Genomic DNA, 14,007 nt, shown 5'->3' with positions numbered 1-14,007 from the left:
CTATCCTTTCATGATGGTGACGTCGTCTACCTTGAGGGTGGACTTGTTCCTCACCAGCGCGACCAATATGCCGAGGGCCACGGCAACCTCCGCCGCGGTGATCGCGATGACGAAGATCGCAAAGATCTGTCCGCGGAAGTCGTCGTAGTACTGCCCGAAGGCGATGAAATTGATGTTGACCGAATTGAGCAGAAGCTCCAGCGACATCAGCACGATCAGGATATTGCGCCTTAGAAGGACGCCCCCCGCTCCTATCACAAACAGGGCCACTCCGAGCAGGATCGACCACCAGAGCGGGACCATCAGCCAGGCTCCTTCCGCGCCAGCACGATGGCGCCGACGAGAGCCGCCAGCAGGATGACGGAGGCGACTTCGAACGGCAGGAGATAGTCCGAGAAGAGCGTCTTGCTGAGATCTCTGATCGCATCGCCTCCGCGTTCGGCGACTGGCGGCGATTCGATGAAGCGATCACTCCAGAGCACCAGCACGACCATCTCAGCACCGAGCAGGACGAGAAGGGCGAGCGCCGGCAAGTTGCCGCCGGGCATGAAACGCTGCAGCACCGCTTCGCGCACGTCGACCATCATGATCACGAACAGGAACAGGACCATGATCGCGCCGACATAGACGAAGATCTGGATGACCGCGAGCAGCGGCGCGCCGAGCATAACGAAGATTGCGGAAATCTGCAGGAAGCACGCCATCAGCGCCAATGCGCTGTGAACCGGATTGCGCGCCAGGACCAGCGTCAGGGCTGTGACCACGGACACCGTAGCGAACAGAAGAAAGAACCCCTGATGCATCGACGCCGACCTTTCGCCCACGAACTCTCGGCGCAAGACGGCCGGAGTCGAGATAGCGCCGCACTCACAAATTGTGCCCTAGTATCGGATTTTTCACAAGATTATTGTCGCTCTGACAAATTCCGATGCTCTATCCGTTCTGCGGCCGTCGGCTCACACCCTTAAGACCTTGCCTGCGCGGCGCCGGATCGCTAGCGAATTGTTCGCGCCATTTGGCCTTGCTATTGCAGGCTCGTCACCCTTTAATGTTCGAGAGGCCATTGCCGGCCAACTGGCTGAGGAGAGCGCGCCCTCATGAAGCCAATGAACGAAGAGCACCTCGCCGTTCTGCGCAGGCACATGGTCGAGGTGGTCGCAATCTATGCCGACCTTGCAAGTGAAGAACTCGGCAAGGCGGCGCTCGATGAACGGGTAATGGCAGCGATGCTGCGGGTACCGCGGCATCTGTTCGTGCCCGCCCAAGCTGCGCCCTTTGCCTACCAGGACATGCCGCTTCCGATCGGCTTCGATAAAACCGTGTCGCAGCCCTTCATGGTCGCACTCATGACCGATCTCCTTGCTCCCAAACCGCATGAGGCCGTGCTTGAGATCGGCACCGGCCTGGGCTATCAAACCGCAATCCTCGCTCAACTCGCCGGGAAGATTTGGAGCGTCGAGATCATTGAGGAATTCGCAAGCCATGCCGAGGCTCTCCTGCACGGCCTCGGCATGTCTAATGTCGGCATTCGTATCGGCGACGGTTCACGCGGCTGGCCTGAGCACGCTCCATTCGACAAGATCCTGGTCACGGCGGCGGCTGAGGAGCCGCCTCCGGCTTTGCTCGAGCAGCTCAAGCCAATGGGCCGCCTTGTTCTTCCTGTGGGTTCGGAAGAACAGGTGCTGACTGTCATCGACAAGGATTCGGAAGGGCAATTCCTGGCGCGGCAACTCATCCCGGTTCGGTTCAGCAAGCTCGAGGCGGTCTAAGGCGCGCGTACCCTGCCGCAGGAGAGGCTGTATCTATTCTCCGGGAACAATTTGCAGTCGCGATCAGTTGACCGAGTTTGCACAACCTAGTGGGGATTTCTTCAATGCGCTACAGCGCCTCACCGGTCTAAGTGTCGTGTCATGAACGCACCGACGCCCGAACCGCCCTCCCATAGATCCCATGATCTCTTCCAGCGGCTTTTGGATGGCATCGCCGAACCGGTGATTATCAAGGACGATGCGTCACGGTTCGTCTTCATCAACGACGCGGCATGCGACCTTCTGGGGAAAGACCGGAACCAGCTCATTGGACGGACCGACCACGACATATTACCGGGGGAGCAGGCAGACAGGATCGTCTCGCTCGACAGGATCGTACTTTCGACAAGCGAAGGCCACGAGCTCGAAGAGCAAATCACGACGCCCGATGGGACACAGCGCACGCTCCTGACGAAAAAACGGTGCGTGAGCATTCCCGCCGGTTCGACACAAGAGAAGTTCGTGGTCGTAACGATCGTGGATATCACCAACCTGCGCAGGACCGAAGAGACCCTCCGAGCGAGCGAAGAGCATTATCGCTCTCTGGTCGACCTTCACCCGCAAGTTCCCTGGACCGCAGACACGGCGGGAGAGGTCCTGGAGGTTGGCCCGCGATGGAGCGAACTGACCGGACTGGGCGAAAAAGAGACACTCGGCAGCGGATGGGCCAAAGCGGTTCATCCGCAGGACGCGGAGGCTTTGCAAGAGGAATGGCGCCGGTCCCTGGCAAGCGGTGCACCGTTCGACTGCGAATTCAGGCTCTTGACCAAGACCGGCGATTATCGATGGTTCCGCGCTCGCGCAGCCGCAAAGCGTGACGCGGATGGAAAAATCGTGCGCTGGTACGGCGTTTTGGAGGATATCGACGAAAGGCGGCGCGCTGCCGACGACTTGCGCGAAAGCGAGGCCCGCTTTCGAGCCATCGCTGACGACGCCCCCGTCATGATCTGGGTAGCGGACCCCACAGGCGACACAAGCTTCTTTAATCGCTTGTGGTTGGAAACGACTGGGCAAACAGAGGCTGAGGCGCTCGGTTTCGGTTGGGTCGACGTCATCCATCCCGATGACCGCCAGGCAGTCCAGGAGACATTCTTTAGGGCGACTGCGGGCAAGGAACCGGTGCGCAGCGAGTACCGGTTGCGACGAGCCGACGGAAGCTGGGCATGGGTCATCGACGTCGGGCAACCGCGCTTCTCCCCCGACGGAACCTTCCTCGGTTATGTTGGATCCGTTCTCGACATCACGGAACGCCGAGCCGCGGAGATCGCTCAACAGGAAGCTCAGGCGTTTATCAGAAGCATCTTTGACAGCAGCCCCGACTGTGTGCGCGTGCTCGACATGGAGGGACGGCCCCTGCTCATGAACGAGGCCGGGCGGCGTATCTTCGGACTGAATGAAGGCGCGCCGGTGACGGGGCAGACATGGGACTCAATCGGGCGAGCTTCCGACGCCGACAAGGTCGAGGCGGCCTGGGAAAGCGTCAGACGCGGCAAGACAGCGCGTTTCGAGATTTCCGTTCGGGATGCTGGCGGTGAAGAAAGATGCATGGACGTGATCTCGGCCCCGATCACAGACCATCACGGAAAGCCGTTCAGAATCCTGTCGATCTGGCGCGACATTACCGATGCCAAGCGAGCAAGCGACGAAATCAGCCGTGCGCAAAGGCACGCCGAAGCCGCTGCCGACCAACTTTCCTCGGTTCTCGAGAGCACCATGGATAGCGTCATGCTGCTCGACGCAGACTGGCGCGTGCGCTATCTCAACGAGAATGCCCGGAAGCTCCTGCAGGTCGGAGACGAGGCCCTCGGAAGAGTGTTCTGGAAACTCTTCCCCGAAGAGGAGGAGGGGAGCTTCGCCAAGCATTGCCGCGAAGTGATGGACCGACGGGTCCGCTCCTTTTTTGAGGACCATTTGTCGTCGCTCGGCCGCTGGGTCGAAGCGAACGCCTCCCCAACGCGAGACGGCATTTCCATTTTCTGCCGAGACATAACCGAGCGGCGTCGCGCGGAAGAAGACACCCTGCTCGCCCAAAAGCAGATGGCGCATATGGCCAGGCACGACATGCTCACGGGCCTCGCGAACCGGATGTTCTTCCGCGAATGCTTCGAGGAAGCGCTGAACGAGAGCAACCATGCGCGTATGGCAGTGCTCTGCCTGGACCTTGACGGCTTCAAGGCCGTCAACGACACGCTCGGCCATCCGGCCGGCGACGCTTTACTGCGCCAGGTTTCCACAAGACTGATCCAGGCAGTCAGGAGCACGGAAACCGTCGCGCGACTTGGGGGTGACGAATTCGCTATAATACAACCTCTGATGGAGTCACGTGACGAAGCTTTCCGCCTCGCACAGCGACTGATCGATACCCTTTCCGAGCCCTTCAGTATCGAGGGCGCCGCCGCAACCGTCGGGACCAGCATCGGAATTGCCTTTGCGCCAGAAGACGGAACCTCTGCAGATGAGTTGATCAAGGCGGCTGATATCGCACTCTACAGTGCGAAATCTAGCGGCCGCGGCACCTACAAGCTTTTCGACGTGGCGATGCATGCGCAGTTGCAAACACACCAGCAGATGAAGATCACAATGCGGGACGCGCTGGCGAGGGGAGAGTTCGAGCTGCACTATCAGCCGCTGGTGAGCTTGGAGTCGCGTTGCGTGAGCTGCTGCGAGGCGTTGTTGCGATGGCGGCACCCCGACCGTGGAATGATCGCCCCGTCCGAATTCATTCCAATTGCCGAAGAAACCGGCTTGATCGTTCCGATTGGCGAGTGGATCCTGGGCGAGGCATGCCGCCAGGCCGCGCGCTGGCCGGAACGTGTGAGTGTTGCCGTAAACCTCTCCCCTGTCCAGTTCAAGCATCGCAACCTGGTGAGGGCCGTCGCCAAGGCCCTTTCAGCCACCCGGCTTGATCCCGCTCGTCTGCAACTGGAGATCACGGAAACGGTTCTCCTGGACGAGAGTGAGCATAATCTCGAGCTGCTACAGGACTTGCGAAGGCTCGGCGTCAAGATCGCGATGGACGATTTCGGAACGGGTTATTCCTCACTTGGGTACTTGCGCAGCTTTCCGTTCGACAAGATCAAGGTTGACCAGGCCTTTGTCCGGGACCTGCCGCACGGCAAGGAGTCCCTCGCGATCGTCAAGGCCGTCGCGGGCCTTGGGCAAAGCCTTGGCATGACGACCTCGGTCGAGGGCGTCGAAACGGAGGATCAGCTGGCGGTGGTGGATTCGGAGGGCTTCAATGAGGTGCAGGGCTACCTCTTTTCTCGCCCCCTGCCCGCCGCGGAAATTTCCAAGCTGATCGCGGCCGGTTCCCTCTAACTCGATTGCCGCAGTTGCCAACAGGGCAGGAATTAGCCCTACACGTCTCGCGGCGTGTGTGGCACAATCCAATTACTACCAGTCATTGATGGAAATGGCGGGAACTCATTCGCGGAGACGATCGTTAGTTGCAAGTCGACTAGACGGGTTCGGAAGCCCTTGGCGTGAGCCAGCGAGCGGGGATAGCGTAATGAATGCCTCAGGCGTCGCACTTATTGCCGATGACGATGAATTCTTCAGGATTGCGCTTGGCTTCATTTTGAAGAGCAAATTGCGCTTTACCGAGATTATCGAGACTGGGTCACTCGACGAGGCAATCGAGAGGCTTTCCGAACGCGAAGACGTCTCGCTGGCACTATTCGACCTGGCGATGCCGGGCATGCAAAGCGTTGCCAGCCTTGCTGCCGTGCGCGACGTCCACCCGGATTTGAAAGTCGCGGTCGTTTCGGCATCGTCGCGTCGATCGGATATCCTCTCCGCCCTGACGGCAGGCATAAACGGTTATGTCCCCAAGGGGCTCGGCGCGACCGATCTCGCCGAGGCGGTTCGCGCCATTCTCAACGGATCCGTCTATGTCCCGCCCTCCATCGCAGGCCGCGCCTCCCCTTCCGAGGCAGAGACGCCCGCGCCTGGCGGGGGCGTCCAGAACGAACGCCACCGTACGATCGAATTCCTCACGCCGAGGCAGCGCGAAGTCTTGCAGCTCCTTGTACAGGGCTTCTCGAACAAGGAAATCGCACGCAAGCTGAAACTCGGCGAAGGCACCGTGAAGATCCACATGGCAGCACTATTCCGAAGCCTGCGGGTCAGGAACCGCCAGGAGGCGGCCGCAGCCGGAGCACGTCTTTTGCCGATGACCGAAAACCGACAATAGTCCGCTTGGATAGGCCGCCCTCTAGGTCATCCGGACGAATAGCGCAAATGCACGCCAGGACGTAGTGACGACAGCAGTCAATGTATGTGGAACGAAAATGCGCCAGCCGGTTTCGACAGAGAGCTTCATCCCGAACGGGCAACGAGGTGTCCAGTGACCAGGCACGGCCCGTCGCTGGAGCTCGCTGAACAGGTTGCAGGCAGGGTCGGCCTGAGCTTCTCGGCATCCCGGAAAGAAACCGTCGCTTCGGCGATAGACCGGGTCATGGTGCGGCGCGGCATTGGCGAGGGTCGCTTGCTTCTCGACCGGCTGGGATCGGACGAGGATTTGACCGAGGACGTGATCTCCGCGGTCACAGTTGCCGAAACGCATTTCTTCCGCGGGCCCGAGCAATTCGAGCTGATACGGCAAACAATTCTCCCGGAATTGCTGCGACGTCGGCCCGAGGGGTCTCCTCTGCGAATCTGGAGCGTCGGCTGCGCGACGGGCGAGGAACCGTATTCGCTTGCCATTCTATGCGAAGAGGAAGGCCTCTTGGACGGCGTCCGGATCGATGCAGCCGATATTTCGAGGAGGGCTCTCGCCGCGGCCAAGGCTGGCGACTACGGCGAGTGGGCCTTGAGGAATACGGGCCCGAGGCTGAGGCAGCGGTATTTCACTTCGTGCGAGGGGCGTTTTCGACTGAACGAGCGATTGCGCCGGCAGGTCGACTTCGCTCATCTGAACCTCGGCACCGACGCGCTTCCGGCACCGGAAAAGCGATTGTCTGACTTCGATTTGATCCTTTGCCGCAACGTGCTCGTCTATCTCGAAGCGAGCGCAGTGCGCCGCATCGCCCGTCAGCTTCTGGGTTCCCTTTCCGATGGCGGCTGGCTGCTGACGGCCCCGACCGACCCGCCCCTGTGGAAATACGCCCCCTTCGAGACGTCGATCACGCCCGCGGGCATTGTCTACCGCCGCATCATGGCTCCGGACACACGCAAAAGCTCGACCGCGTGCGTCGCTCCCGTCCAACGCCAAACCGGCAACCCGGTCGCGGGCGTTCCGCTCGCCCGGGCTCGCGCCGCGGCCTCGGGAAAAACGACCGGCGACGATACGGCCGAGGCCATCGCCCGGCAAATCCGATCGCGTTTCGACCTGGGTGAGCCCCGCGAGGCCGCGCGCCTTGCCGCCCGAGCGATCGAGAGGCATCCGCTATCAGCGGAACTGCACTTCCTTGAAGGTGTCTCCCGGATGGCCAGCGGCGAGACCGATGCGGCGAAGGCAGCACTCCGGCGGGTGGCATATCTCGACGGCAAACTGGCGGCTGCACAGTTCTTACTCGGTGTCTGCCTCAAGGACAGCGATCCGCGGGCGGCCCTGCGCGCCCTCGAAAATGCGCTCTCGTCCTGCCTATCTCGCTCGCCGCGCGAACACGTTGAGTTGATGCCCGAGGCAACGGCCGGCCATCTGGCACAGCGTGCACGGCGAGAGATCGCCACGATACGCCAACATCTCGGGAGCGAAGCCGGATGAAGACACCTTGCCGTCCCGCCGCGCGTCCGCTCGACTGGACCGCCGTCAGAAGCCGTATGGCAGCCGCGATAGAACAGACGGAGGCGCTTCTGGAAGCGGCACAACAGGATTCGGAAGCGCAATACGAGCAACGATCACCCCGTGTGGCCGTTGACGTATCCGCCGGGCAAAGCGAAGAACAGGCCGTCGGTCTTGTGATCTTCGTCCTGGCGGATCGCCACTTTGCCTTGGAGATCCGCTACGTTTGCGAAATCGTTTCGAGGGCACGCGTCAGCCCGCTCCCCGGAATGCCCCCGCATGCCTGTGGCGTTTACGACCTGCGCGGTCAACTGCTTCCCGTGTTCGATCTGCGCGGACCGCTCGATCTCCCGCAAGAGGCCCGTATCGCCGACGACTGGGCGATCGTGTGCGGGCAGGAACGGCCCGAATTCCTGATACTTTCCGAAGCCGCCCCAGAAATATCGACGCTGCCGCTGGAGGAAATCCGAGCAGCGGAGCCCGCTCCAGGCAAACCATGGCATTGGGCGGCGACGAAAATCGGGGCGGTCATTCTCGACGGCCGCCGCCTTTTGGATGACCGCCGCTTCTTTCTTGAGGATGAGCAGATCACCGCCAGCGACGAGACGGAAAGGACCGAGTTCCATGAGTCCCCGACCAGCGAATAGCCTCTATGGCGCATTGGGGTTGGCAATGCTCCTATTCCTGGCAGCATCGGCGCTGCTTGTCGGGTCCAGCTTCATTGCTCTGGAACGCGTGCGGGCCGATCTCGCGGCAACGTCCTCGCTTGGCAAGGAACGGCTCGCCTACCAGATGATCTACACGGCCAGTCACCTGGAACGAGCGGAGGGTCCGGCTCGGGCCGCTGCTACCGATGAGCTGCGCCGGTTGATGGCTCGCAATGAGCGGCTTCTTGCGAGCCTGGCGAATAGCGAAGAAGGGATCGGTCTGGCGGCGGCGAACGATCCTGCTGCTCTCACGCAGCTTGAGCAAGCCCGCCAACAATGGCTGGATGAAGTCAGGCCCGGTCTGGAAAGCGTTATGGCCAGCGCACCGCGCAGTCGCGGCGCACTGGACGAGCTGGATCCCGTGATCAGAGCGTTTGCGGCGCGTCTGGACGGATTGATCAGCCGCATCGAACAGGCCGGAGTGACCCGGCTCCAGCGCTCCCAATTGCTGCAGTTTGGTTTTTCGGCACTCGCCCTGCTGCTGCTCCTTCACGTGCTGCGGGTCGTGCGCCGTCTGGCCCGCCGCACGCGCGCGCTCGCGGTCCTGGCGGAAAAGGTCAGCGCCGGCGACCTGGCGCAGAAGGCATCCGTGGAGGGCAGCGACGAGCTCGCGGTTCTCGGCGACTCCTTCAACGCGATGACCGCAAGGCTTGCCGGTATGATCGACAACGAGCGGGGCAGCAGGGAGCGGCTCGAGAAGTTGCTCGCCACGATTTCTGAAACGGCGCAACACCTCTCATCGTCAGCTGCCGAAATTCTCGCCGGCACCACGCAGCAGGTCGAAGGCATGCGCGAGCAGTCCTCGGCCGTTGCCCAGACGGTCACGAGCGTCGACGAGGTATTGCAGACGTCGGAACAGGCAGCACAGCGCGCGCAGCACGTTGCCGCCTCCTACGACAACGCCGTCAAGATCAGCAATGAGGGCCGCAGAGCGCTCGACGACACGGTGCAGGTGATGAATGCCGTTAGTGCCCGGACGGAGACGATCGCTGCGGATATTCTGTCGCTTGCGGAAAACAGCCTCGAAATCGGCGAAATCGTCTCGGTCGTTGCCGAGATCGCGGACCAGACGAACCTCCTGGCATTGAATGCTGCGATCGAGGCATCGCGTGCCGGCGAACACGGCAGGGGCTTCAATGTTGTCGCCAGCGAGATCCGGACGCTTGCCGACCAGTCGAAATCTGCGACCACCAGGGTCCGCCGCATCCTCATGGAAATTCAAAAATCGACAAACTCCGCGGTGATCGGCGCCGAGGATGGATCCAAGAGCGTCAGCCGTGCGCTCGAGACGGTCAGCGAAGCGGGCGAAACCATTCGGCAACTCGAGGCAATCGTCGCCGATTCCGCGCGATCGGTCGCTCAAATCGCCGCCTCGGCTGGTCAGCAACGCGCCGGAATGAAGCAGATTCACGAAGCGATGCATTACATCGAACAGACCAGCAGCCAGAACCTCTCGGCGATACGCCAGGCAGAGGAGGCCGCAAAAGATCTGAATGAACTCGGCTCGAGGCTGAAGGAAATGCTCACCGACCACGGCAACGAACATGATAACACCTGAAGAACTCGACCCCGGCTTATTGACCATGTTCACTCAAGAAGTGCGGGAACGTGCGTCGGAGATGGAGAACGCCGTGCTCGCAATTGAGGCGTCCGGCGACGCAGATCGGAAACGGCATCTGCAGGAACAGCTTCTAAGAGTGGCGCATAGCCTCAAGGGTGCCGCCGGCCTGCTTCAGGTGCGCGGCGTCGAAACGATTTGTCACTGGATGGAGGAAATTCTCTCGATCGCTGCGAATGTAGGGCTTGTTCTCGAACGATCGAGGCTTGACCTGCTACTGTCGGCTGCGGACGCAATCAGGGACGCGGCCAATCTGCTTGAGAGCGGCGAAATCCCCTCTCCCGCGCATGGCCAGGACGTGGTCGAAAAGCTGAAGGCCGTCGCAACCGCGGGTTGCGATGACGGCTTGAAAGAAGCGCACCACCATCCGCCCATGGCGGAACCGGGGATCGCCATTCGCGCCACCGACACCGACGGGTCCATGCGCGTCTCAGCCGCGCGCCTGGATGCACTCCTTTACAGGAGCGGTGAGATGTTGACCTTCAATGCCGTCATGCGGCGTCATGCCGAACAGGCCTCTTCGCTGCGCGAGGAAGCAAGGAAAATGCGCGCACCGGGTTCTGATCCCACCGGACAGGTGGCGAGCGTCGAAGGCGGCCTGCGTCAGCTCGCAGCATTCCTCCGCCAGGACGTTCGCCTGATGCAAAGTGCCGTGACCGCACTCGACGAGGAGATCAGACTTGCGCGCACGCAGCCCTTTGCAGAGGCCTGCAAGGGTCTGGGCCGCATCGTCCGGGACGTGGCGGCGGCATCGGGCAAACGCGCAGAGCTGGAGATCAGCGGCGGAGAGTTAGAGGTCGATCGCTCCATTGTTTCAGCGCTGCAGGATTCGCTTCGCCACCTCGTCCGCAACGCGGTTGCGCATGGAATCCAGACGCCGGAGGAGCGTCGGACGGCAGGACGGCCGGAAAAGGGCAGGATTCTGGTTTCGGCCGCGATGCGCGGAAACCGGATGGAGGTTCGCGTCGAAGACGACGGCCGCGGCCTGAATTTGGCTTTGCTGAGTGCGGCGACAGGCGAAAGCACACATGGCAAGCAGGCCGAAGCGGATATCCTGCGGCGTGTCTTCGAGCCGGGCGTCTCCACCTCGGCGACCGTCACCAGCCTCTCAGGGCGAGGTATAGGTCTCGATATCGTGAAAAGGAATGTGGAAAAGCTACGCGGCGCGATCGACGTATCGCAGGTACCTACCGGCGGTGCTGCCTTCACCCTCACCCTGCCTTTGACCCTTGCAACGGTTCGCGTTCTGGAAGTTCTTGCAGGAGGACATGTGTTCACGATCGACACCACGTCCGTCCAGCGCGTTATCCGGATCGACCGGGGGGACTTCACGCTGATAGAGGGCAGGAATTTCGTCCGTACCCCCGCAGGTCCGATGCCCTTCGTCGATGTTTCACTCTGGCTCCGCCTCCAGCCGAATCGCAGTCCTGCGAGCGAAACGACGCCGGCAGTGGTCGTCGACTCGCCGAGCGGGTCCACGGCAGTGCTCGTCGACGAAATCACCGGGGAACAGGAATTGCTCGCACGATCGCTCGGTCCGCGCCTGGCAAATGTCCGGCGTTACAGCGGTGGCATGGTGCTCCCGGACGGGCGCATCGCCCTCCTTCTGAACGTCGCAGCTCTCGCGGAAGCTGCCGCCGAGGTGCGGCCTCGCAACGAGGTCGTCGCGCGCCGGAGCGTTGCGGCCGCTCGTCGGAAGGTCCTTGTCGTCGACGATTCGAAATATGTGCGAACATTGGTGAAGCTCATACTGGAAGGCGCAGGATACGATGTGACGATGGCGACCGACGGCACGGAAGCGTTAAAGCAGCTTCGCGACCATGGAGCCGACGTCGTCGTAGCCGACGTCGACATGCCGTCGATGAACGGCTTCGAGCTCACCCGGGCCATTCGCCAGTCGGACCGCTTTACCGGCACGCCCGTCGTACTCGTCACCGGGCGGGAATCCCTGGAGGACAAGGTGAAAGGACTGCGCGCAGGCGCAAACGCCTATCTGAGGAAGGATCAGTTCGATGCGCACGACTTCCTGGAAACAATGCGGCAGGTCGTTTGAGGGACGAGAATGGTACGCATTCTTCTCGCGACATCGACAGTCGAGCTCGAGGATCTCGTAAGGAGGGCTATCGAGGGGGACGCCTCAGCGGAGCTCGTACTGATCGCAAGAAGCGGGAGAGAAGCCGTTAGAATGACCGGCGAACTCTTGCCGGACATTGTCGCCGTGGAGCTCTGCCCCTCCGGGGATGACAGCGCAGAAACGGTCAGGGAGATAATGATCGCGGCACCGACACCGGTCGTAATGCTCTCCCATCGGGACGGCTCGCAGCTCGGGACCATATCGGCGCGGGCACTCGAAGCGGGCGCTCTCGCGGTCATCCCGGCGCCGGCCGCGCACGGCATGCCGCTCGAACAACCGGCCATCGAAAAGTTCCTCTCGACGATCAAGGCCATGTCGCAGGTAAAGGTCGTCCGGCAATGGCGCCAGAAGGTCCGCGGAGATCGCGCGGCTAAAGACCAACCGCCAGCGGCAAGGACGCCGATCGGAATCGTGGGGATCGCGGCCTCGACCGGTGGGCCGGCGGCGATCCGTGCGATACTGAAAGACATCTCAGCCGATCTCCCGGTGCCGATCCTCATCGTCCAGCACATGTCGAACGGCTTCATCGACGGCGTTGCCGCCTCTCTCAACGCGACCGTGCCGCTCACGGTGAAGGTCGCCAGGAATGGAGAGCTTCTCAAACCCGGCACGGTCTACCTAGCGCCGGACAACTGTCAGCTCGGCGTCTCGGGCAGGTCACGCCTACGCGTCTCGGACGATGCTCCCGTCAACGGCTTCAAACCGTCCGGATCCTACCTCTTCGGCTCGATCGCGCGTGCCTTCAAGGGAGAGTCCCTCGCAGTCGTCCTGACCGGAATGGGCGATGACGGAACCGAGGGGCTTCGGGCACTGCGCATGGCGGGCGGCAAGGCAATCGCGCAGGATGAGAAGAGCTCGGTCGTCTTCGGCATGCCGAAGTCGGCGATCGGTGCCGGTCTCGTGGACCTGGTGCTGCCGCTGGAAAGCATAGCCGAGAACATCACCGCCATCGCCCGGGGGCGGAGCGAACCGGAAGGGGAAACGAGGACATGAAAGCTGTGGCGCCCACGCGTCGGATTTGACGCGCAGGCGCCAGACCGCCCCCCTCTAGGTGCTCATGATCTGAATGACCGCCGGTGTGATGATCACCGCGAAGAGGACCGGCAGGAAGAACAGGATCATCGGCACGGTGAGCTTGGGCGGAAGGGCAGCCGCTCTTTTCTCGGCCTCGCTCATGCGCATGTCCCGGTTCTCCTGTGCCATCACGCGCAGCGCCTGACCGAGCGGCGTGCCGTATTTCTCCGCCTGGATGAGGCTGGTCACGACGGCGCGCACGCCCTCCACGCCGGTTCTCTGCCCTAGATTCTCGAAGGCTTGCCGCCGGTCCTGCAGGTAGGAAAGCTCCGCAGTCGTCAGCAGGATCTCCTCCGCAGTTTCCGGCGATTGCGTGCCGATCTCCTCCCCAACCTTTCGGAAGGCGCTTTCGATCCCCATGCCGGCTTCGACGGTAATCAACAGAAGGTCCAGCGCCTCCGGCCAGGAACGCCGGATAGACTGCTGCCGCTTGGTGATCCTGTTCCTGACGAAGATCGCCGGAGAGAAATATCCGAGCGCGCCCATGGCGGCGGCCATCGCCACCACCAGAAGCAGCGGTGCCTCCGGGCGAACCACCAGCAGGATATAAAGCAAGCAGGCCGCGAAGATGGCAACCGGCGCAATCAGCCGGAAAGCAAGGAAGGCGGTCACGGCGGCATGGCCCCTATAACCCGCCATGCTCAACTTGCGCACGATCTCGCCGTCCTCCGCCTGCTTGGCAAGACGGAAGCGGTCGACGATCGCCTGAAAGAGGCGCTTGGGTTCCACACGCAAGGATACCCTGCTCTTCTCTTCCAGCCGGGCGCGTTCGCGCTGGCGGATACGCTCGCGTTCGCCCTCCACCCTTCGCATACGGTCTGACAGCGTGTCCCGGAAGACGTAAGGCCAGGAAACGACCACGACCGCTGAAAAGGCGGAGAAGCCGGCCATTATAGCCGCCAACTGTTCCGGATCGGGGATATGGACGCCAAGGTTCATCT

The 14,007-nt window shown here is 61.9% G+C and carries 11 protein-coding genes; 8 read left to right on the top strand and 3 right to left on the bottom strand.

Features of this window, described 5'->3' with window-relative positions:
• Entirely contained in the window at nucleotides 1-303 is a 303-nt protein-coding gene (gene nuoK / locus JOH52_RS27935; RefSeq protein ID WP_003526959.1) for an NADH-quinone oxidoreductase subunit NuoK, read from the bottom strand.
• Complete coding sequence (locus JOH52_RS27930; protein ID WP_010967808.1) at nucleotides 303-803, bottom strand: NADH-quinone oxidoreductase subunit J family protein; 501 nt, start codon at nucleotides 801-803, stop codon at nucleotides 303-305. The genes nuoK and JOH52_RS27930 overlap by 1 nt, the downstream gene beginning before the upstream one ends.
• Nucleotides 804-1,097: 294 nt before the next feature.
• Between JOH52_RS27930 and JOH52_RS27925 the strand changes: the two genes are divergently transcribed.
• From JOH52_RS27925 to JOH52_RS27890, 8 genes are all read left to right on the top strand, one after another.
• A complete protein-coding gene (locus tag JOH52_RS27925; RefSeq protein ID WP_010967809.1) occupies nucleotides 1,098-1,769 on the top strand; it encodes a protein-L-isoaspartate(D-aspartate) O-methyltransferase in 672 nt (223 codons plus the stop codon).
• A gap of 141 nt (nucleotides 1,770-1,910) precedes the next feature.
• Complete coding sequence (locus tag JOH52_RS27920; protein WP_127657772.1) at nucleotides 1,911-5,126, top strand: bifunctional diguanylate cyclase/phosphodiesterase; 3,216 nt, start codon at nucleotides 1,911-1,913, stop codon at nucleotides 5,124-5,126.
• 190 nt (nucleotides 5,127-5,316) lie between these two features.
• On the top strand, nucleotides 5,317-6,000 hold the full coding sequence (locus JOH52_RS27915) for a LuxR C-terminal-related transcriptional regulator (protein WP_010967811.1): 684 nt from the start codon (nucleotides 5,317-5,319) through the stop codon (nucleotides 5,998-6,000).
• Between the two features lie 153 nt (nucleotides 6,001-6,153).
• On the top strand, nucleotides 6,154-7,515 hold the full coding sequence (locus JOH52_RS27910) for a CheR family methyltransferase (protein WP_014531473.1): 1,362 nt from the start codon (nucleotides 6,154-6,156) through the stop codon (nucleotides 7,513-7,515).
• On the top strand, nucleotides 7,512-8,180 hold the full coding sequence (locus JOH52_RS27905; RefSeq protein WP_014531472.1) for a chemotaxis protein CheW: 669 nt from the start codon (nucleotides 7,512-7,514) through the stop codon (nucleotides 8,178-8,180). Before JOH52_RS27910 ends, JOH52_RS27905 begins: the two co-directional genes overlap by 4 nt.
• A complete protein-coding gene (locus JOH52_RS27900; RefSeq protein WP_013845552.1) occupies nucleotides 8,158-9,798 on the top strand; it encodes a methyl-accepting chemotaxis protein in 1,641 nt (546 codons plus the stop codon). The genes JOH52_RS27905 and JOH52_RS27900 overlap by 23 nt, the downstream gene beginning before the upstream one ends.
• Complete coding sequence (locus tag JOH52_RS27895; RefSeq protein WP_014531470.1) at nucleotides 9,785-11,911, top strand: hybrid sensor histidine kinase/response regulator; 2,127 nt, start codon at nucleotides 9,785-9,787, stop codon at nucleotides 11,909-11,911. Before JOH52_RS27900 ends, JOH52_RS27895 begins: the two co-directional genes overlap by 14 nt.
• 9 nt (nucleotides 11,912-11,920) lie before the next feature.
• The gene (locus JOH52_RS27890) at nucleotides 11,921-12,985 is read left to right on the top strand and encodes a chemotaxis protein CheB (RefSeq protein WP_014531469.1); all 1,065 of its coding nucleotides are present in this window, start codon (nucleotides 11,921-11,923) and stop codon (nucleotides 12,983-12,985) included.
• A gap of 54 nt (nucleotides 12,986-13,039) precedes the next feature.
• Here the strand turns inward: JOH52_RS27890 and JOH52_RS27885 are convergent, their stop codons facing one another.
• Complete coding sequence (locus tag JOH52_RS27885; RefSeq protein ID WP_010967817.1) at nucleotides 13,040-14,005, bottom strand: type II secretion system F family protein; 966 nt, start codon at nucleotides 14,003-14,005, stop codon at nucleotides 13,040-13,042.
• Nucleotides 14,006-14,007: the final 2 nt, after the last annotated feature.

Source organism: Sinorhizobium meliloti (assembly GCF_017876815.1).
Taxonomy (GTDB): Bacteria; Pseudomonadota; Alphaproteobacteria; order Rhizobiales; family Rhizobiaceae; genus Sinorhizobium; species Sinorhizobium meliloti.
This window is presented reverse-complemented; position numbering and strand designations above follow the sequence as displayed.